Below are 15,852 nucleotides of genomic sequence, written 5' to 3'. Positions count from 1 at the left end.
CGATCAAGGGTGTCGCATGCGTGTACGTAACCGAAGTGGGTTCCTCTGCTTCACCGAGGGGACCGTGAGGAGAGAGCCGCCGTGCAGCACCACGTGCCATCAACACCGGTGACCGGGAGCGACGGTATGCCGTCGCGGCCTTCCGCGCGGGGCCGGGAGGCCATGGAGCGCGGAACCGGGGAACAGGGCGGCGGAGCCCCCCCGGACCACCGCCGCCGGACCGGCGCCCTCACCGCGCTCCGTTCCCCCGCCGCCCTCAACCCGGCGCTCCTCGTCCTCGCCGCCGCGCTCTGGTGGTGGGCGCTGCCCCGCATCGACTTCCGGAACATCGAGGAGTTCGGCCTCCTCGACCGCTTCCCTCTCGCCTTCTACGCCGCCCTCGCCGTCCTGACCTGCGGATTCGTCATCACTCTGCGGCGTGCCGGCACCGCGCCCCTGTGGCCCGCCACCTACGGCGCGGCGATGCTCGTCGCCCTCAAGGCGCCGCCCGCGATCCTCTACGACACCGTCCGCTACGCCTGGGCGTCCAAGCACGACGCGATCATCAGCAGGCTCCTCGCCGAGGGCACCGTCCCTTCCGGGCGTGAGCCCTCCGGCGGCATGGCGGCCTACGACCAGTGGCCCGGCTTCTTCTCCCTCGACGCGGCCCTCGTCCGTGCCTTCGGCGTCGATGCCGCCGCCTCGTTCATCAACTGGGCCCCGGTCGTGCTCGGTCTGCTCACCATGCCCGTCCTCATCCTTGTCTACCGCACGTTCAGCGACGACTGGCGGCTCGTGTGGACCGGCGTGTGGATCTTCCAGTTGGCGAACTGGGTCGGCCAGGACTACCTCTCACCGCAGGGCTTCTCCTACCTGCTGTACCTCGCCGTCCTCGCCGTCGTCGTCCGGCACTTCGTCCTGCCCGGTTCCGCCGGCGTGCTCCGCGACCGCTCCGCCCTGGACCCGGCCGCCGGGTCCGTGCCGCCGCCCACGACCACCCGGCAGCGGGCGGTCGCCGTCCTCTTCCTCGTCCCGATCGTCGCCGCCATCAACGTCTCGCATCAGCTCACCCCCGTGATGCTGTGCGCGAGCCTCTTCGCCCTCTGCCTCACCCGCCGCTACCGCAACCTCGGGCTCCTCGCCACCACCGGCCTGATCATGCTGGTCTGGGACCTGACCATGGGCCGGGAACTCTTCCTCGACACCCTCGGCACCCTGCGGGAGAAGGCCGGCGACCTCCTCGGCAACTCCCGCCCCGGATTCGCCGGCGACCCCACGGGCCCCGGCTCGGAGCTGGTCGGCAGCGCCAACGTCCTGATGGTCCTCGTCCTCGCCGGGCTCGCCGGCACGGCCGTACTGCTCCGCCGCGCACTGGTCCGCAGCGCCCTGCCGCTGCTGCTCGTCACCGCGGCGCCCCTCCCGATGTTCGCCGTCAACGACTACGGCGGCGAGATGGTCTTCCGCGTCTACCTCTTCGGCCTGCCCGGCGCGGCCTTCTTCGCCGCCGCCGCGCTCGTCCCCGCCGCCGGTGCCGCGAGCCGCGCCGCCGTGCTCGCCCGCCGCACGGCCGCCGTCGCGCTGCCCGTCACCCTCGTCGCCATGCTCGCCGGCTTCCTTCCCTCGTACTACGGCAAGGAAGGCATGCACTACGCGCCGCCCGGCGAGGTCGCGCTCACCCGCCGTGCCTTCGACCGGGCGCCCGAGGGAGCGCTGATCCTCGCCGCGACCGGCGCCTTCACCGACTCGTACTACCGGTACGACCGCTACGAACGCTGGTTCTTCACCGAGCAGGAGGTCGACGAGAACCTCCGCATGCTGAAGGACCCGGCCGGTTACCTCGCCGGCGGCATCCCCGGGGGCCGCCCGGCCTACGTGATCCTCACCCCCACCCAGGGGAGGGCCGTCCTCGGCGAGGGCTACCTCCCGGAGGGCGGTTACGACACCCTCCGGAAGGCGCTCAAGAGCTCCCCGCTGTTCGGGGTCGTGGAGGAGAGCCGGTACGGGCTCGTCCTCCGCTACCGCCCCACGACCGGCGGCTGAACACCCCTCCGGACACGACCCGTCGCAGACCACACGCACGAGGAGCGGATACGCCATGAGCCACCCACGTCCGACCCCGGGCGTCCAGCGCAGAGCCGCCCTCGCGGCTTCCGGCTGGATCGCCCTCGCCGCGACCGCGTTCCCCGGCGGCTCCCCGCTGCGCTGGATACCCGTCCTCGCCTTCGTCGTCCTCGCGCCGGGCCTCGCGCTGATGCTCCCGCAACCCCTCGGGCTGCGGCCCGGCGCCCGTCTGGAGGCACTGGCCCTCGCCGCGCCCGTCAGCCTCTCCGTGGCCACCCTCACCGCGACCACCCTGTTCCTGACGAAGTCCTTCTCCCCGACGCTCTTCCTCGTCGTCCTCGCCCTCTTCGTGAGCGTCACCGCCGCTCTGCCCGGCGTTCCGCTGCCGGCCGCCACGCGCGGCGCCGTCGAACGGGACGGGGCCGGGGCCGGCGGCGCGCGGGGGTTTCCCCGGCCCCGTCGGCGAAGGGCCGGCGGGGGACGGTGAACGGGCGTCTTTCCGGGGCGGCCCGCGCCGCCGTCAGCGCCGTCAGTGCCGTCGGCCGGCTGCCCCCCGGAAGGCGCACGCCGCCATCGTGCACCCGGCCAGGCCGAGGAAGAGCGGGAGCGGGACGGCGGCGAAGGCGTGCTGTCCCGCCCAGCCCGCCCAGACCAGCACCCACACCGCCCCGGCCGTGACCCGCGCGCCCGCCCCGGAGACCCGCAGCAGCACGGCCGCGAGCAGCAGGCACAGCGCCTGGAGCGCGACCGGGGCGACGGCCCGCGCCGTTCCCTCGCCCAGGAGCACCGCGCCGGGACCCCGCGCGTCGGCCGGACGCAGGCCGAGCAGGGGCGGGGCGGTGTGCAGGGCGAGGAAGGTGGCGAGCAGGACCGCCGAGGCGAAGGCCGGCCGGAAGGCGCGCAGGCCCACGGCGACGCCCTGGAGGACGACGAACAGCAGCCCGGCGGCGAGCGTGACGGGCGGCAGCGCGGCGAGCAGCCCGGTGCCAGAGAGTTCCTCGACCTCCAGCTCGCGGGAGCGGGCGAGCGGGTACCAGAAGAGCCCGGCCGCCAGGCCGAGCAGCGGCCACGGCCAGGCCGTCCACCACTCCGGGCCCTCCGCCCTCGCCCTCGCCCTCGCCCCCGCCCCCGTTCCCGCGGCCGGGGCCGACCGTGGCGTCCGTGTCTCCGCCGCACGGCCCGGGGGCCCGGGAACGGGGACGGGAATGCCGAACGCGGGCGTCACCGCGTCGTGCGCCCCGCGCAGATAGGCGCTCTCGCGCGCCCAGCGCGTGCCGTACCCGTCTCCGTACCCGTCTCCGTGCCCGCCCCCGTACCCGTCCCCGGCCTTCGTCCGGGCCGCCGTCCGGGGCCGCGGGGCCGGCGCGCGGTCCTTCAGGACGGCCCGCAGCCCCGGCACGCACACCGCCGCCATCACCGTCATCGAGCCGAGCACGGCGTATCCGGCGCCGTCGATGCCGTACGGGCCGAGGAGGAGGGTCGCGCTGCCGAGGACCAGGACGCACATCGAGCCCTGGATCACGGCGAGCATGCCCGTGCGTCCCTGGACGCGCAGCACGCCGATGTACAGCTCGACGGCGACCCGGGGCAGCGCCCCCGCGGCGAGCAGCCGCAGCACCGTGGAGCCGTTGTCGGCGTAGCCCCGGCCGAAGGGGGTGAGGATCAGGGGGGCGAGGAGGACGAGGACGAGGACGACCGGGACGAGCAGCAGCGTCATGCGGCGCAGGGCGCCCCCGACCCCTTCGGCGAGGGAGTCCGGGCTGTGCGAGGCGTGCGCGGTGAGCGAGGAGGCCATGTTGATGGCCATGAACTCCATCGTGCCGCCGACCGTGTAGGCCGTGTAGAAGAAGGCGTTGTGGGCGGCGTCGAAACGGACGGCGACCATCATCGGCAGCAGGCTGATCATGACGAGGCTGAAGAACGCCCCCACGGCGTCCCCGGCCACGAAGCGGCCGATCTCGCGCGGGCTCGGCGGTTCGCGGTCCCGGTCGGCGCGGGCCTGCCGGGGGATGAGCCGGCGGAAGATGAGCCAGCCGAGCGGCACCACCGAGAGCGCGATCGCCGCCGCCCAGGAGACGAAGACGCCGAGCACCGGCACGGCGGAGGCCAGGAGGACGAGCAGGACCAGCTTGCCGAGCGAGAAGGCCGCGTTGCCGACGGGCACCCAGATCGCGCGCCTGAGCCCGGTGAGCACGCCGTCCTGGAGGGAGAGCAGCGCCCAGCCGATGGAGGAGGCGGTGAAGAAGATCCCGGCGGAGACGGTGCCGAGCGGGGCGTACGAGGGGCCCCACCAGTCCAGGGTGAGCAGGAAGAGCGCGCAGGCGAGGCCGACGACGACGGTGCTGGTCAGGTAGAGGCGCAGCACCAGCGGCCCGGTGGCCCGGCCGGCCCGGGGGACGTACCGGACGACCGCGCCGGCCAGGGTGGTCGCCGCGATCGAGGCGAGCATCCGCTGCGCGGCGATGGCGGCTGAGCCCTGGCCGACGGCCTCCTCGGAGTAGTGGCGGGCCGCGACCAGCCAGAAGCCGAGGCCGAGGGCGGCGGAGACGCCGGTGGAGAGCATCAGGGCGTACGCGTTGCGGAACAGGGAGCTCTCGCCGGAGCCGGGGTCCCCGTCGTCCTTCGTCGCGCGGGCGTCCGCCGGGGCCCCGCCGTCCGCTTTCCGCTCCGCCCCGCGCAGCCGTACGGATCCGGTCACCGGGCGCCGCCGAGGGCGGCCGACGGGTGGACGGGCCGCAGGCCGGCGGCCCGCAGGGCGGCGAGGACGTCGTCGGCGCGGCGCGGGTCCACCGGCAGGGCGTGCCGGGCGAACCACGCGGCCCGCTCGGGCGCGGGGGAGGGGTCGGTGAACGGTTCGCCCGCGTAGGCGTCGAGCGGCGGGTCGTAGAGGTAGCCGGTGGTGATCCGGCGCCGGGCGAGGGCGGCGGCGGCCGCGTCCCGGTCCTCGACGAGCAGGGGCACCCGGAAGAGGGGCTGGGCCTCCGCGTCGGCGGCGCAGCCGTACTCGCTGGCCAGGAGGCGGGCGGTGCCCGCCCGGTGGGCGTCGAGGACGGCGTCGAGCCCGGCGAGCCTGCGGGCGGTGCGGCGGAGCCTGCCGGAGCCCGGCCGGAGCCGGTAGTCGTGCAGGTCGACGCGGACCCAGGAGTGGAAGGGGTCGAGCGCGGGCGCGGCGGGAAGGGCCCGCGCGAGCGCGTCGGCGCGGAGCGGCATCCGGATCTCCTCCCGCTCCTCCAGGCCGCACGCCCGCAGCGCCGCGCGCGCGGCCCCGGTCAGGCGCAGTCCGCGCACGGCGGCCTCCGCGTACGGCCGCACCAGGTGGGCGAGTTCGGCGGTGGTACGGGTCGGGTGCAGCAACGCGTCGCGGGCGGCGGCCAGTTCGTCGCGCAGGTCCGGGTCGGCGAGGGACAGGAAGCCGCCCGTCCCGGCGCGGGCGTGCTTGGAGAGACTGAAGACGGACGCCTCGCCGTACGTGCCGACCGGGCGCCCGCCGACGGTGGAGCCGATCGCGTGGGCCGCGTCCTCGATCAGCGGGACGCCGAGCAGGTCGCACCGCTCGCGCAGCTCCGGCGCCGGGTCGGGGTTCCCGTACAGGTTGGTCGTGAGGACGGCGGACAGGCCGCGCCAGACGGACTCGGGCACGGCCGGGACGTCGAGGGAGCCGTTCCCCGGGTCGAGCGGGGCCTGGACCGGGCGGAGGCCGGCGGCGAGGACGACGAAGAAGATCACGTCGTCGTTGACCGGCGACATCAGCACCCGTCCGCCGGGCTCGCACCAGTGGCGCAGCGCCAGGTAGAGACCGAAGCGGCACGACGGCACGTAGAGGCACTCCCTGCCGCCGAGTCTGCCGCGCATGCGTTCTTCCAGGTCCGCGTACGCAGAAACCATGTGATTCCCCCCTGAGACCCCGGCTCAATGTGGCCCAGCCCGGACGGCGCGTCAACAAGGCCCCGGTCACGGGCCGGATCGCGCGCGCCGGTCACGCGGAAGGGCCCGCCCAGGGTCGTCAGACCGTGAACGGGCCCTTCCGGAAGCCATCTTGGCGCCCCGGGCGGGGGAGTGGGGCTCATTCCTCCAGAGTGAGGCCCTGGCGCAGCCGGGCGAGGGTGCGGGTGAGCAGCCGGGAGACGTGCATCTGCGAGATGCCCAGCTCCTCGCCGATCTCCGACTGGGTCATGCCCGAGACGAAGCGGAGGGAGAGGATGCGCCGCTCGCGGGCGGGCAGCGAGGCGATCATCGGCTTGAGGGAGGCGATGTACTCGATGCCGGCCAGGCCGTTGTCCTCGTAGCCGAGCCGGTCCGCGAGCGCGGCCTCGCCGCCGCCGCCGTCCTCCTCGGACGGCTGGGCGTCGAGCGAGCTGGCGGTGTACGCGTTGCTCGCGGTCATGCCCTCGACGACCTCCTCCGGCGGGATGCCCAGCTCCTCGGCGAGCTCGGCGACCGTGGGGGAGCGGTCGAGGCGCTGGGACAGCGCGTCCGTGGCCCGCGCCAGGTCGAGGCGGAGCTCCTGGAGCCTGCGCGGGACGTGCACGGACCAGGAGGTGTCCCGGAAGAAGCGCTTGATCTCGCCGATGATCGTCGGCATCGCGAAGGTGGGGAACTCGACGCCCCGGGAGAGCTCGAAGCGGTCGATCGCCTTGATGAGCCCGATGGTGCCGACCTGGACGATGTCCTCCATCGGCTCGCTGCGGGTGCCGAACCGGGCGGCGGCGAAGCGGACCAGGGCGAGGTTCAGCTCGACGAGGGTGTTGCGGACGTACGCGTGGGCGTGGGTGCCCTCCTCGAGCTCCGCGAGCCGGGCGAAGAGCTCCTTCGACAGGGCGCGCGCGTCGACCGCCCCGATGCGGTCGAGGGGCCGGTCGAGCAGGTGCTCGGCGAGGCCGTCGGGAAGAAGGGCGGTGTGGTCGGGGGGCAGTGCGGTCGACGGCGCGCCGGGGGTGCGCGGTGCGCCGAGGCGGGGTGACATGGGTCTCCTTCGGGTACTTCTCGCAGCGGTTTGCGGCGCCTCCAAGCCGGCCGTGTCGGGTGTCTTCTCCACACCTACCTGCTCGACGGGGGAGGTTGCAAGTGTCAATAATCCCGTTTGTCCCCCTATGAGATGGGCCGCATGTGCATCGGAGGCCACCCCGCTTGTAGTGTTCGACGGACGTCAGTCGGCATCCGCGAGAGCGAGAAGAGGCACGGCCATGGACCGCGAAAACATCGGCGGCGCACTGCCCGCGCGGTTGCGGGTCGAAGTGCGGGCCGTGGGAGAGAGTGAACTCCTCACCCCGGTGGGCGAACTCGACCACCACACCGCCGAACTCCTGCGCGCCCCCCTGGACGGGGCGCTGGACGAGGGCCGCTCACGGCTCGTCGTCGACTGCTCGGGCCTGGAGTTCTGCGACTCCACCGGACTCAACGTGCTGCTCGGCGCCCGGCTGCGGGCGGACGCCGTCGGCGGCGAGGTCCACCTGGTGGGGATGCGGCCCGCGGTGGCCCGGGTGTTCCACATCACGGGCGCGGACACCGTCTTCACGGTGCACGACACCCTGGAGACGGCGCTCCCGGAATGAGGTCCGGCCGTGCGCCGTACCGCCCCGCGGAGCCCGGTCCGGCGCACCCCTCCACCCCCGGCTCCGCCCGCGCCCCCGTACTTCCTGCCCCTGCCCCGTCGATCGGTGAGGTGAAGCGCTGATGGACCCAGCTTCCGACGTCCGTACGCTCGCCCTCGGCGGGACCAGCGGAACGGTGCCGCTCGCCCGTGACTTCACGCGCACGGCGCTCCAGGAGTGGGGCTGGCTGCCCGCCGCCACCGCGGACCGGAGGGCCGCCGCCGAGGACGTCCTCCTGGTCGTCTCGGAGCTCGTCACCAACGCCTGCCTGCACGCCGAGGGGCCCGAGCAGCTGCGCGTCCTGCGCCTGCCCGAGGTGCTGCGCCTCGAAGTCACCGACCTGGGCGCCGGACAGCCCGCCCCGCGCACCCCGCACCGGGCCGGCCGGCCGGGCGGACACGGCATGTTCATCGTGCAGCGGCTCTGCCGGGACTGGGGCATCGACCGCACGCCGGGCACCCCCGGCAAGACGGTCTGGGCCGAACTGACGGCCCCGGCCCAGGACGCCTGAGGAACCCCCCGGGTCCCCGGCCGGTCGGCCGGACACGACCACACGACGGAGGCCGCCGCACCTGATCGGTGCGGCGGCCTCCGTCGTGTGCGGCGGGTGACGTCAGTGGACGTCGCCCATGAGGGTCTGGACCTTCCTGCGGTACATCCAGATCGCGAATCCGGCGACGACGGCCATCGCCGCCTCCATCGCGATGATCCCGGTGCCGTTGAGGTCGGCGCCCGCGATCGACAGCAGTCCGGTGGTGCAGTCGCCGGCGGTGACGGCGAGGAACCACACGCCCATCATCTGGGAGGCGTACTTCTGCGGCGCCATCTTCGTGGTGACGGAGAGGCCGACCGGGGAGAGGCACAGCTCACCGATGGTCTGGATCATGTAGATCGAGACGAGCCACATCGGGGAGACCTTGGTGCCGTCGCCCGCCATGTTCATCGGGACGATGAAGACGAAGAAGGACGCGCCGACCAGGACGAGGCCCATCGCGAACTTCACGATGGTGTTCGGCTCCTGGTTCTTGCGGGCCAGCCACAGCCACAGCCAGGCGAAGACCGGGGCCAGCGCCATGACGAACAGCGGGTTCAGCGACTGGTACCAGGTGGCGGGGAAACCGAGGCCGAAGATGGTGTCGGCGGTCTTGTCGTCGGCGAACAGGGACAGCGTCGAGCCGCCCTGGTCGTAGATCATCCAGAAGATGGCCGCGGCGACGAAGAACCAGATGTAGCCGGTCACCCGGGACTGCTCGCCGGCGCTCAGGTCCTTGTCGCGCTTGATGCGCGCCAGGACGGCGACCGGGATGATCAGGCCCGCGAGGGTGATCGGGACCATCGCCCAGTTCAGGGTGTACATGCCGAGGGCGACCACGGCGCCGTAGAACACGGCGGCCACGGCGACGACGACGGCGGCCTTGGTGAGGACGGCCTTGCGCTCCTCGGCGGACAGCGGGTTCGGGACCTCGCTGCTCTTCGGGTTCAGCGTCTTGCCGAAGCAGAGGAAGACGGCCAGGCCGAGACCCATGCCGACGGCGGCGAGGGCGAAGCCCAGGTGCCAGTTGACCTTCTCGCCGACGGTGCCGATGACCAGCGGGGCGAAGAACGCGCCCAGGTTGATGCCGACGTAGAAGAGCGTGAAGCCGCCGTCGCGGCGCGGGTCGTCCGCGCCCTTGTAGAGGTGGCCGACCATCGTCGAGATGTTGGCCTTCAGCAGGCCGGAGCCGACCGCGACGAGCGCGAGGCCGACGAAGAACATCGCCTGGCCGGGCAGGGCCAGCGAGAGGTGGCCGAGCATGATCACGGAGGCCGCGATCGTGACCGTCTTCCGGGCACCCCAGACGCGGTCGCCGAACCAGCCGCCGGGCATGGCCATGAGGTAGACCATCGAGACGTAGACGGAGTAGATGGCCGTCGCCGTCGCCGCGGTCATCGCGAGGCCGCCGCCCTGGCTGCCCGTGGCGGCGTCCACGCCGCCGGAGACCAGGTACAGGACCAGGAGGGCCCTCATGCCGTAGTAGGAGAAGCGCTCCCACATCTCGGTCATGAAGAGGGTGGCCAGGCCCCGGGGGTGGCCGAGGAACGTCTTCTCGTAGCCGGGAGCACCGGTGGAAGACGTCGTCAGGCTGGACGCCATGTCGATCCTTGCTCTGTCGGGACGCTCGCCTTGTGAGCGGGGTGCGCCCGGTGGGGGAGGCCGGCACCGGCGGAGTCGTGGGACCCCGCCGGGATCCACGCCCCGGGGGGCGCGTCGTCGCGCCCCGGGACCCGGCCCACAGGTCGTTCGCCGTCGTCGAGACCGGCGGGCCGGCCTCACGCAGAAAGAGGACCCGGCCCGCCAACCCGGCCAAAGGTCCCCGTATACCGCTACAGACGTCTCGCCACCATACGACACGACAGTGCCGGATATGGAAGGACTTGAGAGATGGATCACAGGCAGAAGTGCAACCGTACGTGGTCTTTCGAAGGTCTCGCGCGAGATGCCCACAAGATCCCCAGGGCCCCTCCGGGCCGTACGGATCGCCCCCCGGCCCGGCCCCGGCGCGGACTACCATCACCCCATGACCCGTGTACTGCTCGCCGAGGACGACGCATCCATCTCGGAGCCGCTGGCCCGCGCCCTGCGGAGAGAGGGGTACGAGGTCGAGGTCCGCGAGGACGGCCCGGCCGCCCTCGGGGCCGGACTCCAGGGCGGTGTGGACCTGGTCGTGCTCGACCTCGGGCTGCCGGGCATGGACGGCCTGGAGGTCGCCCGGAGGCTGCGCGCCGAGGGGCACACGGTCCCCATCCTGGTCCTCACCGCGCGCGCCGACGAGGTGGACACCGTCGTCGGGCTCGACGCGGGCGCCGACGACTACGTCACCAAGCCCTTCCGGCTCGCCGAGCTCCTGGCCCGGGTCCGGGCCCTGCTGCGGCGCGGCGCCACCGAGCCGGCCCCCGTCCCCTCCACCCACGGCGTGCGGATCGACGTCGAGTCCCACCGGGCCTGGATGGGCGAGGAGGAGCTCCAGCTCACCGCCAAGGAGTTCGACCTGCTCCGGGTCCTGGTCCGGGACGCCGGCCGGGTCGTCACCCGCGACCAGCTCATGCGCGAGGTCTGGGACACCACCTGGTGGTCCTCCACCAAGACCCTCGACATGCACATCTCGTGGCTGCGCAAGAAGCTCGGCGACGACGCGGCGAACCCGCGCTACATCGCCACCGTGCGCGGCGTCGGCTTCCGCTTCGAGAAGAGCTGAGGGAGAGAACCGGAGAAGCCGCCGTGCGCCGCCGCCTGATCAACTCCACGCTCGCCGTGGTGCTCGTCGTCATCGCCGTCTTCGGCGTCTCCCTCGTCATCGTGGAGACCCGCACGATCGCCGGCAGCGCCCAGGAGAGCGTGGACTCGGAGGCGCTGCGGATCGTCTCCATCGTGGACAGCCGCCTCATCGGGGGCGAGCCGGTCAACCCGGACATCCTGGCCGAGCAGAGCGGCGCCAAGCGGTACGCCCGGATCGGCATCCCCGGCCGTGCCCTGATCGAGATCGGGAAGCGGCCCGGGGGCGAGGTCATCCGGGGCACGGCCGAGGGCGAGCGCGGCGAGACCGTGACCGTCGAGGAGTCCCGCTCGGCCGTCACCGCCGAGGTCGGCCGCACCCTCCTGATCATCGGCGCGGTGGCCCTGCTCGCCGTCGTCGCCGCCGTCCTCCTCGCCGTGCGGCAGGCGAACCGGCTGGCCTCGCCGCTCACGGACCTCGCGGAGACCGCCGAACGCCTGGGCTCCGGCGACCAGCGCCCCCGGCACAAGCGGTACGGGGTGCCCGAACTGGACCGGGTCGCGGACGTCCTCGACGCCTCCGCCGAACGGATCGCCCGGATGCTCACCGCCGAACGCCGGCTCGCCGCCGACGCCTCCCACCAGCTCCGTACGCCCCTCACCGCGCTCTCCATGCGCCTGGAGGAGGTCGCCCTCGCCGACGACCTCGACACGGTCAAGGAGGAGGCGACGATCGCGCTCACCCAGGTCGAGCGGCTCACCGACGTCGTGGAGCGGCTGCTCACCAACTCCCGCGACCCCCGGACCGGCTCCGCCGTCGCCTTCGACCTGGACGAGGTCGTCAAGCAGCAGATCGAGGAGTGGCGGCCGGCCTACCGCAGCGCCGGACGGGCCATCGTGCGCTCCGGCAAGCAGGGGATGCGGGCCGTGGGCACCCCGGGCGCGGTCGCCCAGGTCCTCGCGGCCCTGATCGAGAACTCGCTCATGCACGGCGGCGGCACGGTCGCCCTGCGGACCCGGGTCACGGGCAACCAGTCGGTGATCGAGGTCACCGACGAGGGACCGGGCGTCCCGGCCGACCTCGGCGCGCGGATCTTCGAGCGGGCGGTCAGCGGCCGCAGCTCCACCGGCATCGGCCTGGCGGTCGCCCGCGACCTCGCGGAGGCGGACGGCGGGCGCCTGGAGCTCCTCCAGCAGCAGCCGCCGGTCTTCGCGCTCTTCCTGGGCCGGGAGGTCAGGGGCGTCTCGGAGGCGCAGGAGCCGCCGGAGCGCCCCGTACGGTGAAGGGCCGGGCGGCCGGGGAGCGCCCCACGCGGTCGCCGGGCGGCCCGGCCGCTCAGACGCGGTCGGGCTGGCGGCGGGTCGCCTGGCGCGGAGTCTGCTCCAGGAACGATTCGGCGGTCTGGACCGCCTCCTTCGCGGGCAGGGCGCGGAAGACCCACGTGCGGTACGACCAGAAGCGGAACAGGGTCGCGACCGCGATCCCGAAGAACTTGAAGAAGTTGCTCTGCAGGGGCGAGTCCCAGCCGAAGCCGTACGTCGCCGTGTACAGCAGGCCGTTCTGGATCACCAGGCCGACCAGGCTGAAGACGAGGAAGAGCGTCATCTCCTTGGTGCGGCGGCTCTTGTCCCGGTCCTTGTAGGTGAAGTACCGGAAGCCGACGTAGTTGAACGCGATCGCGACGACGGTGGCGACGACGCTCGCCCGCACGACCTGCAGGTCCGAGAAGTGGCGCACGAGGTTGAACACCCCGAGGTCGACCAGGACCCCGATCGCCCCCACGGCCCCGAACTTGGCGACCTCGCGGAAGAGCCGGTCGAGTCGCGTGCGCAGCGCGCCGGGTTCACTCATGGTGATGGCTCTGTCCCGTCCGTCCGGATGACGTCCGGGTGACGTCAACCAGTCCATGCTAACCAGGGCCCCCGGCACGTGCCGGTGCGCCTCGGGAACCCCGGCCCGACCCGGACCCGGCCGGGCCCCCCGCCCTCGGGCCCCCTCCGGCCGCTCCGTACGGGCTCCCGCACGGTTCCGCAGGGGCCTCCTTGTGCCAAACCACAGCCGGACGCGTGCTCCGCGGTGGTGCGGATACCCTAAGAGGGTGACGTTTCCGGTAGTCGGCATGGTCGGTGGCGGTCAGCTCGCCCGTATGACCCACGAGGCGGGCATCCCCCTCGGCATCAGGTTCAAGCTCCTCAGTGACACCCCGCAGGACTCGGCGGCCCAGGTGGTGAGCGAGGTCGTCGTCGGCGATTATCGCGACCTGGACACGCTGCGTGACTTCGCGCGTGGATGCGACGTGATCACCTTCGATCACGAGCACGTCCCCACCGAACACCTGCGGGCCCTGGAGGCGGACGGCATCCCCGTCCGGCCGGGGCCCGACGCGCTGGTGCACGCCCAGGACAAGGGTGTGATGCGCGCCCGGCTCGACGCGATCGGCGTGCCGAGCCCGCGCCACCGCATCGTCGCGGACGCGGCGGACGCGGCGGCGTTCGCGGCCGAGGTCGGGGGCTTCCCGATCATCCTCAAGACCGTGCGCGGCGGCTACGACGGCAAGGGCGTCTGGTTCGTGCGTTCGCCCGAGGACGCCCGCGATCCGTTCCTCGCGGGCGTTCCGGTCCTCGCGGAGGAGAAGGTCGACTTCGCGCGCGAGCTGGCGGCGAACATCGTCCGCTCCCCGCACGGCCAGGCCGTCGCCTACCCGGTGGTCGAGTCCCGCCAGGTCGACGGCGTCTGCGACACCGTGATCGCGCCCGCTCCCGGCCTGTCCGAGGAGCTGTCCGGGCAGGCGCAGGAGCTGGCGCTGCGGATCGCCCGGGAGCTGGGGGTCGTCGGCCACCTCGCCGTGGAGCTGTTCGAGACCACGGACGGCCGGATCCTCGTCAACGAGCTGGCGATGCGCCCGCACAACTCCGGCCACTGGACCCAGGACGGCGCGATCACCTCGCAGTTCGCCAACCACGTCCGGGCGGTCCTCGACCTGCCCCTCGGCGACCCGCGCCCCCGCGCGCGGTGGACCGTGATGTGCAACGTGCTGGGCGGCGACTACCCGGACATGTACGCCGCGTACCTGCACTGCATGGCCCGGGACCCGCAGCTCAAGATCCACATGTACGGCAAGGACGTGAAGCCCGGCCGCAAGGTGGGCCACGTCAACACCTACGGCGACGACCTGGAGGACGTGCTGGAGCGCGCCCGCCACGCCGCCGGCTACCTGCGAGGAACGATCACCGAATGAGCACCAGTCCCGTCGTCGGCATCGTCATGGGCTCGGACTCCGACTGGCCCGTCATGGAGGCCGCCGCCCAGGCCCTGGACGAGTTCGAGATCCCGTACGAGGTCGACGTCGTCTCCGCGCACCGCATGCCGCGCGAGATGATCGCGTACGGCGAGGAGGCCGCCGGGCGCGGGCTCAAGGCGATCGTCGCGGGCGCGGGCGGCGCCGCCCACCTGCCCGGCATGCTCGCCTCCGTCACCCCGCTGCCCGTCATCGGCGTGCCGGTGCCGCTGAAGTACCTCGACGGCATGGACTCGCTCCTCTCCATCGTGCAGATGCCGGCCGGCGTCCCGGTCGCCACGGTCTCCGTCGGCGGCGCCCGCAACGCGGGCCTGCTCGCGGCCCGGATCCTCGCCGCCCACGACCCGGCCCTGCTCGACCGGATGCGCGGCTTCCAGCGGGAGCTGAACGACCAGGCCACCGAGAAGGGCAAGCGGCTGCGCGCCAGGGTCGAGGGCGCCGAGTCCTTCGGCTTCGCCCGGTGACCGCCGCCGACCGCCTGGCGGAGGCCCGGGAGCTGCTGGCGGCCCACCCGGTCGCGGACGGCCACAACGACCTGCCGTGGGCCCTGCGGAAGCACGTGCGCTACGACCTGGACCGCATGGACATCGCGGCCGACCAGAGCGCCTCGCTCCACACCGACCTCGCCCGGCTGCGGGCGGGCGGCGTCGGCGCCCAGTTCTGGTCGGTGTACGTGCCCTGCGAGCTGGCCGGGGACGACGCGGTCAGCGCCACCCTGGAGCAGATCGACGTGGTCGACCAGCTCCTGGAGCGGTACGCGGCGGACCTCGCGCCCGCCCTGACCGCCGACGACATGGAGGCGGCCCGGAAGCAGGGCCGCATCGCCTCCCTCAAGGGCGCCGAGGGCGGCCACTCGATCAACGACTCCCTCGCCACCCTGCGCGCGCTGTACGCCCTGGGCGTGCGCTACATGACGCTCACGCACAACGACAACAACGCCTGGGCGGACTCGGCGACCGACGAGCCGGGCGTCGGCGGCCTCTCCGCCTTCGGCCGGCGGGTCGTCCGCGAGATGAACCGTTCCGGCATGCTGGTGGACCTCTCGCACGTGGCCGCGACGACCATGCGGGACGCCCTCGACGCCACGGCGGCGCCGGTGATCTTCTCGCACTCCTCGGCCCGCGCGGTCTGCGACCACCCGCGCAACGTCCCGGACGACGTCCTGGAGCGGCTGCCCGCCAACGGCGGCGTCGCGATGGCCACCTTCGTGCCCAAGTTCATCCTCCCCGCCGCCGTCGAGTGGACGGCCCGGGCGGACGAGAACCTGCGGGCACACGGCCTCCACCACCTCGACACCACGGCGGAGGCGATGAGGCTGCACCGCGCCTTCGAGGAGGCGAACCCGCGGCCGGTCGCCACCGCCGCCACGGTCGCCGACCACCTCGACCACATGCGCGAGGCGGCCGGGATCGACCACGTCGGCATCGGCGGCGACTACGACGGCACGGCCTTCACCCCGTCCGGCCTGGACGACGTCGCCGGCTACCCGAACCTGATCGCGGAACTCCTCCACCGGGGCTGGTCGCACGGGGACCTGGCGAAGCTGACCTGGTCCAACGCGGTCCGCGTCCTGCGCGACGCGGAGGACGTCTCCCGCGACCTGAGGAACCGTACGGCCCCGTCGAACGCGACGATCGAGTCGCTGGACGGCACGGCGGCCTGACGCGAG

14 protein-coding genes are annotated in these 15,852 nt (G+C 73.3%); 9 read left to right on the top strand and 5 right to left on the bottom strand.

From position 1 onward, the window contains the following. Positions 1-162: 162 nt before the first annotated feature. Positions 163-2,019 (top strand): hypothetical protein, encoded by a 1,857-nt coding sequence (locus ACZ6AQ_RS20485; RefSeq protein ID WP_468761088.1) that lies wholly within the window; start codon positions 163-165, stop codon positions 2,017-2,019. A gap of 55 nt (positions 2,020-2,074) precedes the next feature. After that, positions 2,075-2,527 carry a hypothetical protein gene (locus ACZ6AQ_RS20480; protein WP_468761086.1) on the top strand — a complete coding sequence of 151 codons (453 nt, stop codon included), beginning with the start codon at positions 2,075-2,077 and terminating at the stop codon, positions 2,525-2,527. 42 nt (positions 2,528-2,569) lie between these two features. On the opposite strand, the gene ACZ6AQ_RS20475 is transcribed toward ACZ6AQ_RS20480, so the two are convergent. The 3 genes from ACZ6AQ_RS20475 to ACZ6AQ_RS20465 all read right to left on the bottom strand — a co-directional run bounded on the left by ACZ6AQ_RS20475 (position 2,570) and on the right by ACZ6AQ_RS20465 (position 7,003). Further along, the gene (locus ACZ6AQ_RS20475) at positions 2,570-4,738 is read right to left on the bottom strand and encodes a lipopolysaccharide biosynthesis protein (RefSeq protein WP_468761085.1); all 2,169 of its coding nucleotides are present in this window, start codon (positions 4,736-4,738) and stop codon (positions 2,570-2,572) included. Beyond that, a complete protein-coding gene (locus ACZ6AQ_RS20470; RefSeq protein WP_468761083.1) occupies positions 4,735-5,925 on the bottom strand; it encodes a DegT/DnrJ/EryC1/StrS family aminotransferase in 1,191 nt (396 codons plus the stop codon). The genes ACZ6AQ_RS20475 and ACZ6AQ_RS20470 overlap by 4 nt, the downstream gene beginning before the upstream one ends. A 178-nt stretch (positions 5,926-6,103) precedes the next feature. Then, complete coding sequence (locus ACZ6AQ_RS20465) at positions 6,104-7,003, bottom strand: RNA polymerase sigma factor SigF (RefSeq protein ID WP_468761081.1); 900 nt, start codon at positions 7,001-7,003, stop codon at positions 6,104-6,106. A gap of 220 nt (positions 7,004-7,223) precedes the next feature. Here ACZ6AQ_RS20465 and ACZ6AQ_RS20460 point away from each other — a divergent pair, with 220 nt between their 5' ends. Both ACZ6AQ_RS20460 and ACZ6AQ_RS20455 read left to right on the top strand, forming a co-directional pair. Beyond that, positions 7,224-7,592 (top strand): STAS domain-containing protein, encoded by a 369-nt coding sequence (locus ACZ6AQ_RS20460; protein ID WP_468761079.1) that lies wholly within the window; start codon positions 7,224-7,226, stop codon positions 7,590-7,592. Positions 7,593-7,713: 121 nt separating this feature from the next. Then, complete coding sequence (locus ACZ6AQ_RS20455; protein ID WP_388692811.1) at positions 7,714-8,142, top strand: ATP-binding protein; 429 nt, start codon at positions 7,714-7,716, stop codon at positions 8,140-8,142. Between the two features lie 102 nt (positions 8,143-8,244). Here ACZ6AQ_RS20455 and ACZ6AQ_RS20450 read toward each other — a convergent pair whose 3' ends face one another. Continuing rightward, on the bottom strand, positions 8,245-9,765 hold the full coding sequence (locus ACZ6AQ_RS20450) for a peptide MFS transporter (protein ID WP_468761077.1): 1,521 nt from the start codon (positions 9,763-9,765) through the stop codon (positions 8,245-8,247). Positions 9,766-10,189: 424 nt separating this feature from the next. Between ACZ6AQ_RS20450 and ACZ6AQ_RS20445 the strand changes: the two genes are divergently transcribed. Next, complete coding sequence (locus tag ACZ6AQ_RS20445) at positions 10,190-10,867, top strand: response regulator transcription factor (protein WP_388692815.1); 678 nt, start codon at positions 10,190-10,192, stop codon at positions 10,865-10,867. Between the two features lie 23 nt (positions 10,868-10,890). Beyond that, positions 10,891-12,168, top strand: a complete 1,278-nt coding sequence (locus ACZ6AQ_RS20440; protein ID WP_468761075.1) for an ATP-binding protein — start codon at positions 10,891-10,893, stop codon at positions 12,166-12,168. A gap of 52 nt (positions 12,169-12,220) precedes the next feature. On the opposite strand, the gene ACZ6AQ_RS20435 is transcribed toward ACZ6AQ_RS20440, so the two are convergent. Continuing rightward, on the bottom strand, positions 12,221-12,736 hold the full coding sequence (locus ACZ6AQ_RS20435; RefSeq protein WP_388692818.1) for a GtrA family protein: 516 nt from the start codon (positions 12,734-12,736) through the stop codon (positions 12,221-12,223). Positions 12,737-13,004: 268 nt separating this feature from the next. Between ACZ6AQ_RS20435 and ACZ6AQ_RS20430 the strand changes: the two genes are divergently transcribed. From ACZ6AQ_RS20430 to ACZ6AQ_RS20420, 3 genes are read left to right on the top strand one after another with little or no spacing between them, the layout of a single operon-like run. Beyond that, positions 13,005-14,123 (top strand): 5-(carboxyamino)imidazole ribonucleotide synthase, encoded by a 1,119-nt coding sequence (locus ACZ6AQ_RS20430; RefSeq protein ID WP_468761492.1) that lies wholly within the window; start codon positions 13,005-13,007, stop codon positions 14,121-14,123. Next, the gene (gene purE / locus ACZ6AQ_RS20425; protein WP_388692820.1) at positions 14,120-14,647 is read left to right on the top strand and encodes a 5-(carboxyamino)imidazole ribonucleotide mutase; all 528 of its coding nucleotides are present in this window, start codon (positions 14,120-14,122) and stop codon (positions 14,645-14,647) included. Before ACZ6AQ_RS20430 ends, purE begins: the two co-directional genes overlap by 4 nt. Next, positions 14,644-15,846 carry a dipeptidase gene (locus tag ACZ6AQ_RS20420; RefSeq protein WP_468761073.1) on the top strand — a complete coding sequence of 401 codons (1,203 nt, stop codon included), beginning with the start codon at positions 14,644-14,646 and terminating at the stop codon, positions 15,844-15,846. Before purE ends, ACZ6AQ_RS20420 begins: the two co-directional genes overlap by 4 nt. Positions 15,847-15,852: the final 6 nt, after the last annotated feature.

This window comes from Streptomyces sp. NPDC041191 (assembly GCF_055591945.1).
Note: the sequence above shows the minus strand (reverse complement) of the source record. Positions and strands in the feature narration are given on the sequence as shown.

Bases quoted from the DNA above. Each gene is read 5' to 3' on its own strand.
- ACZ6AQ_RS20485 (WP_468761088.1), top strand. From the start codon at position 163: ATGGAGCGCGGAACCGGGGAACAGGGCGGCGGAGCCCCCCCGGACCAC.
- ACZ6AQ_RS20480 (WP_468761086.1), top strand. From the start codon at position 2,075: ATGAGCCACCCACGTCCGACCCCGGGCGTCCAGCGCAGAGCCGCCCTC.
- ACZ6AQ_RS20470 (WP_468761083.1), bottom strand. From the start codon at position 5,925: ATGGTTTCTGCGTACGCGGACCTGGAAGAACGCATGCGCGGCAGACTC.
- ACZ6AQ_RS20465 (WP_468761081.1), bottom strand. From the start codon at position 7,003: ATGTCACCCCGCCTCGGCGCACCGCGCACCCCCGGCGCGCCGTCGACC.
- ACZ6AQ_RS20460 (WP_468761079.1), top strand. From the start codon at position 7,224: ATGGACCGCGAAAACATCGGCGGCGCACTGCCCGCGCGGTTGCGGGTC.
- ACZ6AQ_RS20455 (WP_388692811.1), top strand. From the start codon at position 7,714: ATGGACCCAGCTTCCGACGTCCGTACGCTCGCCCTCGGCGGGACCAGC.
- ACZ6AQ_RS20450 (WP_468761077.1), bottom strand. From the start codon at position 9,765: ATGGCGTCCAGCCTGACGACGTCTTCCACCGGTGCTCCCGGCTACGAG.
- ACZ6AQ_RS20445 (WP_388692815.1), top strand. From the start codon at position 10,190: ATGACCCGTGTACTGCTCGCCGAGGACGACGCATCCATCTCGGAGCCG.
- ACZ6AQ_RS20435 (WP_388692818.1), bottom strand. From the start codon at position 12,736: ATGAGTGAACCCGGCGCGCTGCGCACGCGACTCGACCGGCTCTTCCGC.
- ACZ6AQ_RS20430 (WP_468761492.1), top strand. From the start codon at position 13,005: ATGGTCGGTGGCGGTCAGCTCGCCCGTATGACCCACGAGGCGGGCATC.
- purE (WP_388692820.1), top strand. From the start codon at position 14,120: ATGAGCACCAGTCCCGTCGTCGGCATCGTCATGGGCTCGGACTCCGAC.